This window comes from Streptomyces sp. S.PB5 (assembly GCF_030403745.1).
Classification (GTDB): Bacteria; Actinomycetota; Actinomycetes; order Streptomycetales; family Streptomycetaceae; genus Streptomyces.
Map to the genome: position 1 here is coordinate 1 of NZ_JAQMWP010000004.1, position 14,847 is coordinate 14,847.

General features: G+C 69.4%; 18 protein-coding genes. 11 read left to right on the forward strand and 7 right to left on the reverse strand.

Translation table 11 applies throughout. The features are described from left to right. Positions 1–225: 225 nt before the first annotated feature. The 6 genes from PH203_RS11510 to PH203_RS11535 all read left to right on the forward strand — a co-directional run bounded on the left by PH203_RS11510 (position 226) and on the right by PH203_RS11535 (position 6,248). Entirely contained in the window at positions 226–1,686 is a 1,461-nt protein-coding gene (locus PH203_RS11510) for an MFS transporter (protein WP_289919477.1), read from the forward strand. Between the two features lie 32 nt (positions 1,687–1,718). Beyond that, a complete protein-coding gene (locus PH203_RS11515; RefSeq protein ID WP_289919480.1) occupies positions 1,719–1,916 on the forward strand; it encodes a hypothetical protein in 198 nt (65 codons plus the stop codon). Continuing rightward, a complete protein-coding gene (locus tag PH203_RS11520) occupies positions 1,916–2,284 on the forward strand; it encodes a Fic family protein (RefSeq protein WP_289919482.1) in 369 nt (122 codons plus the stop codon). Before PH203_RS11515 ends, PH203_RS11520 begins: the two co-directional genes overlap by 1 nt. A gap of 142 nt (positions 2,285–2,426) precedes the next feature. Next, complete coding sequence (locus PH203_RS11525; RefSeq protein ID WP_289919484.1) at positions 2,427–4,223, forward strand: DEAD/DEAH box helicase; 1,797 nt, start codon at positions 2,427–2,429, stop codon at positions 4,221–4,223. Between the two features lie 322 nt (positions 4,224–4,545). After that, positions 4,546–5,187, forward strand: a complete 642-nt coding sequence (locus PH203_RS11530) for a helix-turn-helix domain-containing protein (protein WP_289919486.1) — start codon at positions 4,546–4,548, stop codon at positions 5,185–5,187. A gap of 269 nt (positions 5,188–5,456) precedes the next feature. Further along, positions 5,457–6,248: a S16 family serine protease gene (locus tag PH203_RS11535; RefSeq protein WP_289919490.1), complete on the forward strand. Its 792-nt coding sequence runs from the start codon at positions 5,457–5,459 to the stop codon at positions 6,246–6,248. Positions 6,249–6,251: 3 nt separating this feature from the next. Here PH203_RS11535 and PH203_RS11540 read toward each other — a convergent pair whose 3' ends face one another. From PH203_RS11540 to PH203_RS11570, 7 genes are all read right to left on the reverse strand, one after another. Then, positions 6,252–6,431 carry a hypothetical protein gene (locus PH203_RS11540; RefSeq protein WP_289919492.1) on the reverse strand — a complete coding sequence of 60 codons (180 nt, stop codon included), beginning with the start codon at positions 6,429–6,431 and terminating at the stop codon, positions 6,252–6,254. Positions 6,432–6,445: 14 nt separating this feature from the next. After that, on the reverse strand, positions 6,446–7,024 hold the full coding sequence (locus PH203_RS11545; RefSeq protein WP_289919494.1) for a metalloregulator ArsR/SmtB family transcription factor: 579 nt from the start codon (positions 7,022–7,024) through the stop codon (positions 6,446–6,448). Positions 7,025–7,085: 61 nt separating this feature from the next. Beyond that, positions 7,086–8,045 carry a glycine betaine ABC transporter substrate-binding protein gene (locus tag PH203_RS11550; RefSeq protein WP_289919496.1) on the reverse strand — a complete coding sequence of 320 codons (960 nt, stop codon included), beginning with the start codon at positions 8,043–8,045 and terminating at the stop codon, positions 7,086–7,088. Positions 8,046–8,086: 41 nt separating this feature from the next. Further along, positions 8,087–8,830, reverse strand: a complete 744-nt coding sequence (locus PH203_RS11555; RefSeq protein ID WP_289920202.1) for an ABC transporter permease — start codon at positions 8,828–8,830, stop codon at positions 8,087–8,089. 83 nt (positions 8,831–8,913) lie between these two features. Further along, positions 8,914–10,158, reverse strand: a complete 1,245-nt coding sequence (locus PH203_RS11560) for a betaine/proline/choline family ABC transporter ATP-binding protein (RefSeq protein WP_289919498.1) — start codon at positions 10,156–10,158, stop codon at positions 8,914–8,916. Further along, entirely contained in the window at positions 10,151–10,798 is a 648-nt protein-coding gene (locus tag PH203_RS11565) for an ABC transporter permease (protein ID WP_289919500.1), read from the reverse strand. The genes PH203_RS11560 and PH203_RS11565 overlap by 8 nt, the downstream gene beginning before the upstream one ends. A 71-nt stretch (positions 10,799–10,869) precedes the next feature. Next, positions 10,870–11,349: an Lrp/AsnC family transcriptional regulator gene (locus PH203_RS11570; protein WP_289919502.1), complete on the reverse strand. Its 480-nt coding sequence runs from the start codon at positions 11,347–11,349 to the stop codon at positions 10,870–10,872. Between the two features lie 126 nt (positions 11,350–11,475). Here PH203_RS11570 and hppD point away from each other — a divergent pair, with 126 nt between their 5' ends. From hppD to nthA, 5 genes are all read left to right on the forward strand, one after another. Continuing rightward, positions 11,476–12,621 carry a 4-hydroxyphenylpyruvate dioxygenase gene (gene hppD / locus PH203_RS11575; RefSeq protein ID WP_289919503.1) on the forward strand — a complete coding sequence of 382 codons (1,146 nt, stop codon included), beginning with the start codon at positions 11,476–11,478 and terminating at the stop codon, positions 12,619–12,621. A 130-nt stretch (positions 12,622–12,751) separates the two neighbouring features. Then, positions 12,752–13,606, forward strand: a complete 855-nt coding sequence (locus PH203_RS11580; RefSeq protein WP_289919505.1) for a Teichoic acid biosynthesis protein C (Precursor) — start codon at positions 12,752–12,754, stop codon at positions 13,604–13,606. A gap of 23 nt (positions 13,607–13,629) precedes the next feature. After that, a complete protein-coding gene (locus PH203_RS11585; protein WP_289919508.1) occupies positions 13,630–13,911 on the forward strand; it encodes an SH3-like domain-containing protein in 282 nt (93 codons plus the stop codon). After that, positions 13,904–14,272: an SH3-like domain-containing protein gene (locus tag PH203_RS11590; RefSeq protein WP_289919510.1), complete on the forward strand. Its 369-nt coding sequence runs from the start codon at positions 13,904–13,906 to the stop codon at positions 14,270–14,272. The genes PH203_RS11585 and PH203_RS11590 overlap by 8 nt, the downstream gene beginning before the upstream one ends. After that, positions 14,262–14,846 (forward strand): nitrile hydratase subunit alpha, encoded by a 585-nt coding sequence (nthA, locus tag PH203_RS11595; protein ID WP_289919512.1) that lies wholly within the window; start codon positions 14,262–14,264, stop codon positions 14,844–14,846. The genes PH203_RS11590 and nthA overlap by 11 nt, the downstream gene beginning before the upstream one ends. Position 14,847: the final 1 nt, after the last annotated feature.

Sequence of the window (14,847 nt, forward strand, 5' to 3'; positions counted from 1 at the left end):
ACACGGCCGGGTCGGTTCGGAGGTGTTGGCTCCGTGCCGAGCTCGGTGAATCGACCGTAGGGCGGCGGGCGGGAGGGGCTCAAGGGAATCGCGGGGGCTGCAATGGGACTGCCATACGCCGTTCATGAATTGTCGCGTCCGCCTCCGGTCCTACGACCAAGGTCCTGGCCTCGGACCGTCTCCCGACAGGGGTCAAGGTGCTGTACGGCCCTTACTCTGGCGACCATGACAGCCCTCGAACCGCGTGATGCCGATGTTGCCGACACCGTCTCCGACCTGGTCCCCGTCGGTGAGGAGGGGGTGCTGAGCCGGTCCTATCGGGCGCTCAGTGTGGGGATCGTGTCGGTCGTGCTGTTGATCGCCTTCGAGGCGACTGCGGTGGGGACGGCGATGCCGGTGGCGGCGCGGGAGCTGGAGGGGGTGTCGCTGTATGCGTTCGCGTTCTCCGGGTACTTCACGACGTCGTTGTTCGGGATGGTGCTGGCCGGGCAGTGGGCCGATCGGCGGGGGCCGCTCGGGGCGTTGAGTGCCGGGATCGGGTTCTTCGGCGCCGGGCTGATGCTGTCCGGGACCGCAGGGGTCATGTGGGTGTTCATCCTCGGGCGGGCCGTGCAGGGGCTGGGGGGCGGGCTGGTCATCGTCGCGTTGTACGTCGTGGTCGGGCGGGCCTATCCCGAGCGGTTGCGGCCCGCGATCATGGCGGCCTTCGCGGCGGGGTGGGTCGTGCCGTCGATCGTGGGGCCGTTGGCGGCGGGGTCGGTGACCGAGCAGCTCGGCTGGCGGTGGGTGTTCGTCGGGATCCCGGTGCTGGTGGTCTTCCCGCTGGCGCTCGCGCTGCCGCAGATACGACGGCTGGCCTCCGGGCCGGTCGACGGCGGAGACGAGGGGAATTCCTCCTTCGACCGGCGGCGTATCCGGCTCGCCCTCGGGATCTCGCTCGGTGCCGGCTTGCTGCAGTACGCCGCCCAGGACCTGCGCTGGTTCTCGCTGGTCCCCGGTGTCGCGGGTGTCGCACTGCTCGTGCCGGCCGTTCTCGGGCTGCTGCCGCGCGGGACGTACCGGGCGGTGCGCGGGCTGCCGTCCGTCGTGCTGCTGCGCGGGGTTGCCGCCGGGTCCTTCATCGCGGCCGAGTCGTTCGTGCCGCTGATGCTGGTCACCCAGCGGGGGTTGTCGCCGACGCTCGCCGGGTTCTCGCTCGCGGCGGGCGGGCTGACATGGGCGCTGGGGTCGTGGGTGCAGTCGCGGCCGCGGGTGGGGCCGTACCGGGAGCGGCTGATGACGTTCGGGATGGTGCTGGTGGCGGCTTCCATCGCCGCCGCGCCGAGCGTGCTCATCGACTCCGTGCCGGCCTGGACCGTCGCCGTCGTCTGGGCGTTCGGGTGCTTCGGGATGGGCCTGGTGATCGCTTCCACCAGCGTGCTTCTGCTGCAGCTCTCCGCGCCCGAGGAGGCCGGTTCCAACTCCGCCGCCCTCCAGATCTCCGACGCCCTCGCCAACGTCGTCCTGCTGGCCGCCGGGGGTGCCGCCTTCGCGGCGCTGGGCGGTGGGGCGGTGAGCCATGCGGCGACGGAGGCGTCCGGCGGCGGGTCGCATCCGGCGGCCTTCGCGGCGGTGTTCCTGCCGATGGCGGGGGTGGCGTTGGTGGGGGCTTGGGTGACGACGCGGCTGCGGGCCGATCGACAATGACACCGAGTGGTACCACGTAGTACCGTCAAGGTATGGCTGGACTGAACCTGCGTTTCTCGGAAGAAGAGCTCGACGCCCTGCGTGAGCGTGCGGCGGCGGAAGGGCGCAGCATGCAGGCCTTCGCCCACGACGCGGTGATCGCGGCCATAAACGAACACTCACGGCTGTTCAACGAGGCCGCCGATCATGTGCTGAAGGCCAGCGCCGAGCTGAACCGGAGGCTCGCCTGATGCACTACCTCACGTTGCCCGAGCTGCTGAACCTGGCGAAGCGGCTCGGGGCGGATGAGGTGCGTGACTACGGGCTGCTGGACTCGGCCCTGGCGCGTCCGCAGTCCAGTGTGTTCGGGCAGGACGCCTATCCGGACGTATGGCAGAAGGCTGCCGCACTGATGGAGTCGCTGGCCCGGAACCGTGCGCTCGTCGACGGGAACAAGCGCATCGCCTGGTACGCGACCTGGGTTTTCCTGCACATGAACGGACACCCTCTCGACCCGGACTTCGATGTGGACGATGCCGAGCGGTTCGTCCTGGACGTCTGTCAGGGCGCCTTGGACGTGCCCAAGATCGCGGCCCATCTGCCGCGCTTCGCTCGCTGACTGTGACCTCGGTCCCACCCACGGGCGACCCGGCCCCGTCCGCACGTTGACGTCCCCGGGCCGCCGGTAGGGTGGCCCGGTTGTCATACGTAGCCCGACTTCCCGGACTATCAGCCGAGCCGCCCGACCCCCAACGGAGACCGTGACTACCACCGCCGCCTCCACCACCTCCCACCACCTCTCTCCGGCCTTCCCCGGCCGTGCCCCCTGGGGTACCGCCAGCAAGCTGCGTGCCTGGCAGCAGGGGGCGATGGAGAAGTACGTCCAGGAGCAGCCACGCGACTTCCTCGCGGTCGCGACCCCCGGCGCAGGCAAGACGACCTTCGCCCTCACCCTCGCGTCCTGGCTGCTGCACCACCATGTCGTGCAGCAGGTGACCGTGGTCGCGCCGACCGAGCATCTGAAGAAGCAGTGGGCGGAAGCGGCCGCGCGGATAGGGATCAAGCTGGACCCCGAGTACAGCGCGGGGCCGCTCGGGAAGGACTATCACGGGGTCGCCGTGACGTATGCGGGTGTGGGCGTGCGGCCCATGCTGCACCGCAACCGTGTCGAGCAGCGCAAGACCCTCGTCATCCTCGACGAGATCCACCACGCCGGTGACTCCAAGTCGTGGGGCGAGGCCTGCCTCGAAGCCTTCGAGCCCGCCACCCGCCGGCTCGCGCTCACCGGTACGCCGTTCCGGTCCGACACCAACCCCATCCCCTTCGTGACCTACGAGGAGGACAACGCGGGAATCCGGAGGTCGGCCGCCGATTACACCTACGGGTACGGCAACGCGCTCGCCGACCATGTTGTGCGGCCCGTCATCTTCCTCTCCTACAGCGGCAACATGCGCTGGCGGACCAAGGCGGGGGACGAGATCGCCGCGCGGCTCGGTGAGCCCATGACCAAGGACGCCATCTCGCAGGCCTGGCGTACGGCGCTCGATCCGCGCGGTGAGTGGATGCCGAGCGTGCTGCGGGCCGCCGATCAGCGGCTCACCGAGGTACGGAAGGCCATCCCGGATGCCGGTGCCCTCGTCATCGCCTCCGACCAGGACTCCGCGCGCGCCTACGCCAAGCTGATCCGGGAGATCACCGGGACCAAGGCGACCCTCGTGCTCTCCGACGACGCGGGCGCGTCCAAGCGGATCGACGAGTTCAGCGAGAGCAACGACCGGTGGATGGTCGCGGTGCGGATGGTGTCGGAGGGCGTCGACGTGCCGCGGCTGGCGGTGGGGGTGTACGCCACGACGATCTCCACGCCGCTCTTCTTCGCCCAGGCCGTCGGGCGTTTCGTACGGTCCCGGCGGCGCGGCGAGACCGCGTCCGTGTTCCTGCCGACCGTCCCCGACCTCCTCACCTTCGCCAACGAGATGGAGGTGGAACGGGACCACGCCCTCGACAAGCCGAAGAAGGAGGGCGAGGAGGACCCGTACGCCGAGTCCGAGAAGGAGATGGAGGAGGCGAACAAGGAGCAGGACGAGGACACCGGCGAGCAGGAGGAGTTCTCCTTCGAGGCGCTGGAGTCCGACGCCGTCTTCGACCGGGTGCTCTACGACGGCGCCGAGTTCGGGATGCAGGCCCACCCGGGGAGCGAGGAGGAGCAGGACTACCTCGGCATTCCGGGGCTCCTCGAACCCGATCAGGTACAGCTTCTCCTCCAGAAGCGCCAGGCCCGGCAGATCGCGCACAGCCGTAAGAAGCCGGACTCCGAGGCGGACCTCCTTGAGCTGCCCGCCGAGCGGCGGCCCGTCGTCTCGCACAAGGAGATGATGGAGCTGCGGAAGCAGCTGAACACCATGGTCAGCGCGTACGTCCATCAGAGCGGCAAGCCGCACGGTGTCATCCACACCGAGCTGCGGCGGGTGTGCGGGGGGCCGCCGAGCGCGGAGGCGACGGCGGGGCAGCTGCGGCAGCGGATCGCCAAGGTGCAGGAGTGGGCCACCCGGATGAAGTGACTCCGGTGAGTGACTCCGGGCGCCGGGGGGCGTGCGGTGCACGCCGAGCGCCGTATATATCAGGACAAATCGGAGTGGTCCGTACCGGCCACTGACCGGATTCTGGACGGAGCCTTCCGCTCAGCGAACCGGCATCGCTACAGTCCCGCTACGCATACGCCCCGTGGCAGCGCCGCCGCGGAGCGCAGCCGTGAAGCGACGCGGTCCGGACTGCCCCGGGCCGCCGGCCGATCGGCGGCCTCTGAAGCGCGTCGCCGACGGGACTCGATGACGCAACCCCGCGACAGGGCCGCCGAACTCACCACTTGGAGGAGTGGGCGTCGTGACCGCGGAGACCTCTCAGACGCTCGACCGAGGACTGCGTGTCCTCAAGCTCCTGGCCGATACGGACCATGGGCTGACCGTCACCGAGCTATCCAACAAACTGGGTGTGAACCGGACCGTCGTGTACCGGTTGCTTGCCACGCTGGAACAACACGCACTCGTACGGCGTGATCTGGGCGGACGTGCTCGGGTCGGGCTGGGTGTGCTGCGGCTCGGCCGCCAGGTGCATCCGCTGGTTCGTGAGGCCGCGTTGCCCGCGCTGCGTTCGCTGGCCGAGGACATAGGGGCCACGGCTCATCTCACGCTGGTCGACGGGGCGGAGGCGCTGGCCGTCGCCGTGGTCGAGCCGTCGTGGACGGACTATCACGTGGCCTATCGGGCCGGGTTCCGGCATCCGCTGGATCGGGGGGCCGCGGGGAGGGCGATTCTGTCCGCTCGTACTCAGCCGCTTCGGGAACCCGGGTACACCCTGACGCAGGGGGAGCTGGAGGCGGGGGCCAGCGGGGCCGCCGCGCCGCTGCTCGGGGTCACGGGGGTGGAGGGCAGCGTCGGTGTGGTGATGCTGGCCGATGCGGTGCCGGAGCGGGTGGGGCCGCGGGTCGTGGACGCGGCTCGGGAGGTTGCCGAAGCGCTGCGGTGAGTTGTGGGCCGGGGGCGGGGCTGAGGTCGGGTGGGTGTCCCTCGCCCGCGCTGGCGGGGTGCCTCCCCCAGAGGGGGACCCCCAGTGCCCACCCGTGCCGCCCCAGGCGGCACGCATGCCCGCAGGTTAGGCAGACTTTGGAGGCTCGGCAGGCTTGGGAGCGCCGCCTGCCGGGTGGGTGCCGCCTCGATGGCCCGCCTTCCTGGCCGGAGTTGCTCGCGCGCCGACCGGGCCCTGGCCGGAAGTGGTCGTCGCGTTAGATTGATCCCGTGCTCTCTCGCCTCACGCGCCCCCAGGCCGTCGCCGTCTGCGCTCTGCCCGTCGTGGCCCTGCTCGCCACGGCGGCGTTCGCGCCGCTGCCGTTCTCGCTGACGCAGCCGGGGATGACGGCGGACGTCCTGGGCAAGAACCAGGGTGCCCAGGTGATCACGATCACGGGCGCCCCGACCCGGCCCACGACCGGCCAGCTCCGTATGACGACCATCGAGGCGACCAATCCCGACACCCGTGTCTTCCTCGGTGACGTGATCGACGCGTGGTTCGACACGGACCGGGCGGTCATGCCGAAGGACTCCGTCTACCCCAGCGGACAGTCCACCAAGGAGATCGAGCAGCACAACACCGAGCAGATGAAGGAGTCCCAGGACGCGGCGACCGAGGCCGCCCTGAACTACCTCGACCTCAGCCCCTCCAAGGTCAAGGTCTCCCTGAAGCTGTCCGACGTCGGCGGCCCCAGCGCCGGTCTCCTCTTCACCCTCGGCATCATCGACAAGCTGAACGGCGACGGCGTTGGCGGCGACCTCACGGGCGGGCGGGTCATCGCCGGTACCGGGACGATCGACGCGGACGGTGCGGTGGGTGCGGTGGGCGGCGTGTCGTTGAAGACGCAGGCCGCCAAGCGGGACGGGGCCACGGTCTTTCTGGTGCCCGAGGACGAGTGCGGCGACGCCCAGGCGGAGTTGCCGAAGGGGTTGCGGCTGATTCCGGTGACCACGCTCAAGGGGGCGGTGGACTCGCTGGTGGCGCTGGAGAGCGGGAAGGGGACGGTCCCTAGCTGCTAGCTGCTAGCTGCTAGGGGACAAGGTCATCGGCCTTGGGGTGGCCAGGCGCAGGCCGAGTTCTACGAGGGTCCAGCCGAGGCGGGTGCGGAGAGCGCGGGCGGGCCTGGCTTGAGCGGTGCGGGCTTCGGTCTGCAGTTCGGCGGCGCGTATGTGGTGCAGGGTGAGATGGATCTCGGGGTGCATCGGGGCGGAGCCTCTCAGTCGGAGGTGATGGGGAAGACGTGCGTGTGGAGGCGTACCTGTTCGGCGCCCGGGGTGCCTTCCGGGGCCTCGTGGGCGCAATAGCTGTTGATGAGCTCATGGATCTTCCCGTTGAGCTCGCTTGCGCGGTCGGGCGTGAGATGAAGCGTGAAGTCACTCACGTCCGAGGCGCTGACCCAGTCGTCGGACCACTCGTGCCGGGTGCCGATGTACGTCGAGAGCTCCTGGGCGTGAGAGGTCGCGACCTCGTGCATGAATACCGATGCCGCGCCCCGTACTGCCGGATCCGCGTCCCGGAGCAGCGACTCGTCGAACCGCACCCCCTGGTGCGCCGCCCGCCACCATCGCTCCCGTCCCTTGCCGTGCTCCGGCGCGTCCTCGACGAAGCCGTACGCGGCGAGTTGGCGCAGGTGGTAGCTGGTGGCGCCGCTCGACTCGCCCAGCTTTTCGGCGAGTTGGGAGGCGGTGGCGGGCCCGCCGCGGCGCAGGGCGGACAGGAGCTGCATCCGCAGGGGGTGAGCGAGTCCGCGGAGTGTGCGGGCGTCGAGCTCATGGAGCTTCGGTTCCTCGACCATGCATGCAAAGGTACCTTTGCAAGAATCTCTTTGCAACGGATTCTTTGGAAGTCCCCGCCCCCTACCCCTCTTTCACGAACCCCTCCTCCTTCATCCACTCCAACGCCACCTGGTGCGGATCCTCCCCCTCCACATCCACCTTCGCGTTCAACTCCTGCGCCACCGCGTTGTTCAGCCGCCGAGTGATCGGGTCGAGGACCTCCTCGATCGCCGGCCACTCCTTCAGGGTCCTGGAGTTGATCTCGGGGGCCGCGTTGTAGTTGGGGAAGAATTTCCGGTCGTCCCGCATCACCGCGAGGTTCATGGACTTGATGCGGCCGTCGGTGGTGAAGACCTCGCCGTAGGTGCAACTGCCCTTCGCGGCCTGGGTGTAGATGATCCCGGTGTCCATCTGGGTGATGTTCCCGGCCGGGACGCTCATGCCGTACGCCTTCTCCATGCCCGGCAGCCCGTCCGCGCGGTTGGCGAACTCGCTCTCCACGCACAGGGTCACCGCGCCGGGGTCCGACGCGGACAGCGCCGCCACGTCCGACAGGGTCTTCGTGCCGTACTTCTTGTGGTTGGACCGGTTCATCGCGAGCGCGTAGGTGTTGTTCAGGGCCGCCGGGGCCAGCCACGTCAGCCCGTTCCTCAGGTCCGCCTTCCGGACCGCCGCCCACTGGGCCCGCGGATCGGCGATCGGTTCGCTGTTGCCCTGGTAGGTGATCCAGGCGGTGCCCGTGTACTCGTACATCCCGTCCGCGTCACCGGACTTGACCGCCTCCCGCGCCCCGACCGAGCCCTGGATCCCGGTGCGGTCGAGCACGTCCGCGCCCGCCGCCTCGAACGCGATCCCCATCATCGCGCCGAGGATCAGCTGCTCGGTGAACTCCTTCGACGTCACCGTCAGACTCGCGCCCTTCAACGGCTCGCCCCGCCCGATCGACCCCGGCTCCACGTCGTCGACCATCGGGGAACCGCTCGTCAGGCCACAGGCCGAGGCCAGGACCAGCACCCCCACCACAACGCCGACGCGTCTCACGCGCCCGCCTGCGATCCCCGCGGCCGCAACGCCGACGCCCCTCACGACCCCGCCTCCAACCCCCGCGGCCGCAACAGCAGTTCCGCCAGCGACGCCAGCCAGTCCACCAGCAGCGCCAGCACCACCGTGAGGATCGAACCCAGCATCAGCACCGGCATGCGCTGGTTGGTGATGCCGGTCGTGATCAGGACGCCCAGACCTCCGCCGCCCCCGAAGGTCGCCAGGGTCGCCGTGCCGACGTTCAGGACCAGTGCCGTCCGCACACCCGCCAGGATCAGCGGGACCGCCAGCGGGAGTTCGACGCGCGACAGGACGCCCAGCGGGGACATGCCGATGCCGCGAGCCGCCTCGAGGAGTGTCGGGTCGTTCGCCCTCAGGCCCGCGATCGTGTTCGACAGCACGGGCAGCACGGCGTAGATGATGATGCCGATCAGCGCCGCCTTCATGCCCGTGCCCAGCCAGATCACCAGCAGGGCCAGCAGGCCGATCGCCGGGGTCGCCTGGCCCATGTTGGCGACCGCCATCGCCACCGGGGCCGCCGGGCGGAACATCCGCCGGGTCAGCAGGATCCCCAGCGGGATCGCGATGATCAGCACGAAGAAGGTCGAGATCACCGTCAGCTTCACATGCTGCCAAAGCGCCTTCGGCACCTGCCCGTTGGACAGCGCGTTCTCGGAGATCGAGTCCAGGTCCGCCTGCTGGAACCACAGCCAGGTCGCCAGCACCACCGCCACCAGCACGGCCGGCAGAAGAGTCAGCTTCTGCCAGGTGATCCGCCGCTTCATCGAGACCTGCGGGGCCGGCGGCTCCCGCTCCTCCAGCCCGTCCAGTTCGAACAGGCCTTCCCTCTCCTCCACCTCGGGGGCGCTCACGCCTTCTTCCCCCCTCCGTCGCCCTCCTGCTCGGCGTGCGTCTGGGCGGCCCGCGCCTCCTCCAGGTCGTGCTGGTGCTCCATCGCGTCCAGCCGGTCGGCCTCCAGCAGCTCGTGCACGGAGTTCATGAGCGTCTCCATGTCGACGACCCCGTCGTACTCCCCGCGCCGCCCGGTGACCGCGACCCGCCCCGCGTTGTCCGTCAGCACCGCTTCCAGCGCGTCCCGCAGGGTCGCGTCCCGTGTCACCGTGTCGCTGACCAGCGTGCCCGCCCGCGCCAGTGAGCCCTTGGCCCGCATCAGGTCGCCCCGCCGCAGCCACTTGTAGGGGCGTCGCCGCTTGTCGAGGAGCAGGATCTCGTTCGTGCCGCTGTCCCGGAGCTTGTTGAAGATCTCCTGGAGCGGGTCGTCGACGGTCACCACCGGGTAGTCGGTGATCTCCACATCCCGTACGCGGGTGAGGTTCAGCCGCTTCAGCGCCGCCCCCGCGCCCACGAACCCCGACACGAAGTCGTCCGCCGGGTTGGTGAGGATCGCCTCCGGGGTGTCGAACTGCGCGATGTGCGAGCGTTCGCGCAGTACGGCGATACGGTCACCGAGCTTGATCGCCTCGTCGAAGTCGTGCGTGACGAAGACGATCGTCTTGTGCAGCTCGTGCTGGAGCCTGATCAGCTCCTCCTGGAGATGGTCACGGGTGATCGGGTCGACCGCCCCGAACGGCTCGTCCATCAGCAGCACCGGCGGGTCCGCCGCCAACGCCCTCGCCACGCCCACCCGTTGCTGCTGGCCGCCCGACAGCTGGCGCGGATAGCGGCCGTGGAACTCGCCGGGGTCCAGGCCCACCAGGTCAAGGAGCTCCTCGACCCGGGACTTGATCCGTGCCTTCCCCCAGCCGACCATCCTCGGCACGAGTGCGATGTTCTGCGCGACCGTCATGTGCGGGAACAGACCGGCCGACTGGATCGCGTAGCCCACCTTGCGGCGCAGCTTGACCGGGTCGATGTCCGTCACGTCCTCGCCGCCGATGCGGATCCGGCCGCCGGTCGGTTCGATCAGCCTGTTGATCATCTTGAGCGTCGTCGACTTACCGCATCCGGACGGGCCGACGAAGATGACGATCTCGCCCGCCTTGATCTCCATGTTGACGTTGTCGACGGACGGCTGCGGATTGCCGGGATACCTCTTGGTCAGGTTCTCCAGCTCGATGGACGCGCCGGAGGCGGCGGTGGACGTCTCAGACACGGATCCCCCTCGGAATCGTCAGCCGCCCGATCAGGACGTACGCGGCGTCGAACAGCAGGGCCAGCACGATGATCCCGAGCGTCCCCGAGAGCACCTGGTTCAGCGCGTTCTTGCTGCCCAGCGAGGCGATCCCGCGGAAGATCTCATTGCCGAGGCCGGGCCCGGAGGCGTAGGCGGCGATGGCCGCGATGCCCATCAGCATCTGCGTGGAGACCCGGATACCGGTCAGGATCGGCGGCCAGGCCAGCGGCAGCTCGACCCGTACGAGCCGCATCAGCCGGGACATCCCGATCCCGCGGGCCGCGTCCACCAGTGACGGGTCGACCCCGCGCAGGCCCACGATCGCGTTCCGCACGATCGGCAGCAGGCCGTACAGGGTCAGCGCGATCACCGTGGGCGGTACGCCGAGCCCCACGATCGGGATGAGCAGACCGATCATGGCGAGCGACGGAATGGTCAGAACGGTCGAGGTGGCCGTCGTGGCGAGGCTGCCCGCCCAGTCGCTGCGGTAGGTGATCACACCGATCAGGACCCCGATCACCGTCGCCACGGCCATGCACTGGAAGACGGCGCTCGCGTGTTGGTAGGCATCCGAGAGCAGCTGCTGATGGCGGTTGCCCAGGTACTCCCAGAACGTCACGCGAAGGTCACCTCACGGCAGCTGAGTCCAGCCAGGTCCAGCTGGGTCCATACAGGTCAAGCCGAGTCCGGCTAGTCCCTCTCCTGGTCCTCGGCCGCCTGCTCCACCAGCGGGATGATCCGCAGCGGAACCGGGTTCTCCATCACGATCGCCGTGGCGGCCCGGACAATGCCATCAAAACCGACAACCAGGTCGATCACCCGCTGGAGATCCGCGTTCGACCGCGCCACCAGCCGGCACAGCATGTCCCCGCTGCCGGTGGTCGTGTGCAGCTCCAGCACCTCCGGCACGGTCGCCAAGTGCGCCCGTACGTCCGCCCCTTGCCCCTGCCGGATCTGCAGCGTCGCGAAGGCCGTCACCGGATAGCCGAGCGCCGCCGGGTCCACCTGAGGTCCGAATCCCCGGATGACGCCATTCGACTGAAGCCGGTCGAGCCGCGCCTGCACGGTCCCGCGTGCCACCCCCAGTCGCCGGGACATCTCCAGCACCCCGATCCGAGGTTCCCGCGCCAGCAGCACGATGATCCGTCCGTCCAGTCCGTCGATCCCCATGAGAGCCGCCCTTCCCCGTGGTCATCCTGTACAGAGGGCCCGTGAAAACGAGCCGTGCACTGGTCATATTGCACACCTGGAGCGCGAACTATTGCGCACCTTGTGCCCGCGGAGAAGGCTGCTGCTGTGACGCAGACCACACACCACGCTCCCGACACCGCCCGGCGGGCCGACCCCTTCCCGGTCAAGGGAATGGACGCGGTCGTCTTCGCCGTGGGCAACGCCAAGCAGGCGGCGCACTACTACTCCACCGCCTTCGGCATGCGGCTCGTGGCCTACTCCGGACCGGAGAACGGCAGCCGCGAGACCGCGTCGTACGTCCTCGAGAACGGCTCCGCCCGCTTCGTCCTCACCTCGGTCATCAAGCCCGCCACCACCTGGGGCCACTTCCTCGCCCGGCATGTGGCCGAGCACGGCGACGGCGTGATCGACCTCGCCATCGAGGTCCCGGACGCCCGCCGCGCCTACGCCTACGCCCTGGAGCACGGCGCCCGCTCGGTCGCCGAGCCCTGCGAGCTGAAGGACGAGCACGGCACCGTCGTACTCGCCGCGATCGCCACCTACGGCGAGACCCGCCACACCCTCGTCGACCGCAGCGGCTACGAAGGCCCCTACCTCCCGGGCTTCACGGCGGCATCCCCGCTCGTCGAGCCGCCCGCCCACCGCACCTTCCAGGCCATCGACCACTGCGTCGGCAACGTCGAGCTCGGCCGGATGAACGAGTGGGTCGGCTTCTACAACAAGGTCATGGGCTTCACGAACATGAAGGAGTTCGTGGGCGACGACATCGCCACCGAGTACAGCGCGCTGATGTCGAAGGTCGTCGCGGACGGCACGCTCAAGGTCAAGTTCCCGATCAACGAGCCCGCCATCGCCAAGAAGAAGTCCCAGATCGACGAGTACCTGGAGTTCTACGGCGGCGCAGGCGTCCAGCACATCGCGCTGAACACGGGCGACATCGTCGAGACCGTGAGGACCATGCGCGCGGCCGGAGTCCAGTTCCTCGACACCCCCGACTCCTACTACGACACCCTCGGCGAATGGGTCGGCGACACCCGCGTCCCCGTCGACACCCTGCGCGAGCTGAAGATCCTCGCCGACCGCGACGAGGACGGCTACCTCCTGCAGATCTTCACCAAGCCGGTCCAGGACAAGCCGACCGTGTTCTTCGAACTCATCGAGCGACACGGCTCGATGGGCTTCGGCAAGGGCAACTTCAAGGCCCTCTTCGAGGCGATCGAGCGCGAGCAGGCCCGACGCGGCAACCTGTGAACGCCATCTGTGAATGTCACGTGAATCCACAAGCGCTTTCGCCGAACCTTGAAACCGGTGAACGTGAGTTGACACTCTCTGGTCCCGTGGGCGTCACCCGGACGTCCACAGGAACCAGGGGACAGCGAACGTGACCGACCGCATCGCCCTCGACGTATCCGCCAAGCGCTGGCTGAAGGAGAAGGCTCTCGCCGAGGGCACGGTCCTGCAGTCCTTCGCCTTCGACGAGGTGCACAAGCACCTGTACGTCCTCCAGGTCCGGCCCGGCGGCGGCGAGTCGGGCCATCTGCGCCTCAACAAGCTCGACTACGAGGGCGAGTTGCTCGGCAGCATGAAGCTCCAGGGATTCGGGCACGGCGTCAGCATGGGCGTGCAGAACGCCGCCGACGGCAAGGTCTGGATCTGGACCGAGGCCGACGCCAAGGGCGGCTACGGCCAGGGCGTCACCCGCTTCCGGTTCGCCGACGGGGCCACCCGCACCGGCGCGGACGTCAACATCCGCAAGCCCATACCGGCGTCCATCAACAACCAGCCCTCGGTCTGCATGGCCTCGAAGCGCATCGCCGTCCGCTACCGCGTCAAGGGCAAGCCCCGGTACCGCGTCTGGGACCTGGACGCCTTCGTCGCCCGCGACTACGCCGACCCGGTCGCCGACATCGCCCAGCCCGAGGCCCACCCCGACCAGAGGATCCCCTTCCAGGGGTACGCCCTCTACGGCGACCACATCTACCAGCTCGCCGGAACGGCCTACGACGCCGAGGCCAACCCGCCCGCCAGGTTCGGCAACGCCTACGTCTCCAGCATCGACATCACCACCGGCGAGCTGGTCCAGCGGCTGCGCACCGAGGCCGGCCGCTCCCTGGTCTTCCGCGAACCGGAGGGCGTCGCCGTCCGCGCCAAGGGCGAGGCGGGGCTGTTCCTGGGCTTCGCGTCCGGGGCCGCGGGGGAGCGCAGGTTCTCCCTCTACCGCAAGCCGCTCGCCTGAGCGGACCGACGTAGTCTGGCCGCATGGCCAGGATCAACGACGTCGGCGGCACCGTCGGGTTCGGCGCGATCGACACCACCGACGACACCGAGCCCTTCCACGCGGACTGGGAGGCCCGGGTCGTCGGCCTCTTCAACACCCTGCGCGGACAAGGGGTGTTCAACACCAACGAGTTCCGGGACGCCATCGAGTCGATGCCGCCGGCGGACTATCTGGCGGCGTCGTACTACGAGCGCTGGTTCACCGCGATCTGCGCCCTGCTGGAGCGCAAGGGCGTGATCGAGCCGGGTGAGCTGGATGACTGACGACCGCTCCACCCCGGGCACGGGCGGCTCCACCCCGGGCACGTACCCCTCCACCCCGGGCACGGACCGCTTCCCGCCCGGCACCCGCGTGCGCACCTTCCTCCACGACCCGCCGCACCACACCCGGCTGCCCCGGTACGCGCGCGGCAAGCGGGGCGTGATCGTGGAGCCCGAGGGCCCGGACGAACTCCCCGACATCAGCGCACAGGGCCGCGGCGACGCCCCCGTCGAGCAGATCTACGCGGTCCGCTTCGAGGCCCGTGACCTGTGGGGCGAGGGCGACCATCACGTCGTACTGGACCTGTGGGAAAGCTATCTGGAAGCGGACGACGACAACGAGGAGCCGGCCGATGAGCGGTGACCACCACACCGATGCCGTGATCGCCCGCCGGGTGCGCCGGCTCGAGACCCTGCTGGAGGAGCGGGGCCTGATCACCGGCGAGAAGGTGGACGAGGCGATCGACGCGTTCCTCGCCTCCTCGTCCCCGGCGAACGGGGCGAAGGTCGTCGCCCGCGCCTGGACCGACGAGGCGTACAAGGAGCGGCTGCTGACCGACGGGACCGCCGCGGTGCAGGAGCTGGGCTACATGGACGGCTCGTACCAACGCCTGCGCGTCGTCGAGAACACCGCCTCCACCCACAACGTCATCGTCTGCACCCTCTGCTCCTGCTACCCGCTCCGCCTGCTCGGCCCGTCCCCGAGCTGGTACAAGTCGGAGGCGTACCGCTCGCGGGTGGTCCGTGAACCCCGGGCCGTACTGCGGGAGTTCGGCCTCGAACTGCCCGACGCCGTCGGCATCACCGTATGGGACTCCAGCGCCGAGTCCCGCTACATGGTGCTGCCCCGCCGCCCCGAGGGGACCGAGGCGCTGGGAGAGGACGAACTGGCGGCCCTGGTCACCCGTAACGCCCTGATCGGCACCGCGGCCGTCTGAA

Coding starts and splice junctions, on each gene's coding strand:
- PH203_RS11510 (WP_289919477.1), top strand. CDS start 226: ATGACAGCCCTCGAACCGCGTGATGCCGATGTTGCCGACACCGTCTCC.
- PH203_RS11515 (WP_289919480.1), top strand. CDS start 1,719: ATGGCTGGACTGAACCTGCGTTTCTCGGAAGAAGAGCTCGACGCCCTG.
- PH203_RS11520 (WP_289919482.1), top strand. CDS start 1,916: ATGCACTACCTCACGTTGCCCGAGCTGCTGAACCTGGCGAAGCGGCTC.
- PH203_RS11540 (WP_289919492.1), bottom strand. CDS start 6,431: ATGCACCCCGAGATCCATCTCACCCTGCACCACATACGCGCCGCCGAA.
- PH203_RS11545 (WP_289919494.1), bottom strand. CDS start 7,024: ATGGTCGAGGAACCGAAGCTCCATGAGCTCGACGCCCGCACACTCCGC.
- PH203_RS11555 (WP_289920202.1), bottom strand. CDS start 8,830: ATGAAGCGGCGGATCACCTGGCAGAAGCTGACTCTTCTGCCGGCCGTG.
- PH203_RS11570 (WP_289919502.1), bottom strand. CDS start 11,349: ATGGGGATCGACGGACTGGACGGACGGATCATCGTGCTGCTGGCGCGG.
- PH203_RS11585 (WP_289919508.1), top strand. CDS start 13,630: ATGGCCAGGATCAACGACGTCGGCGGCACCGTCGGGTTCGGCGCGATC.
- PH203_RS11590 (WP_289919510.1), top strand. CDS start 13,904: ATGACTGACGACCGCTCCACCCCGGGCACGGGCGGCTCCACCCCGGGC.
- nthA (WP_289919512.1), top strand. CDS start 14,262: ATGAGCGGTGACCACCACACCGATGCCGTGATCGCCCGCCGGGTGCGC.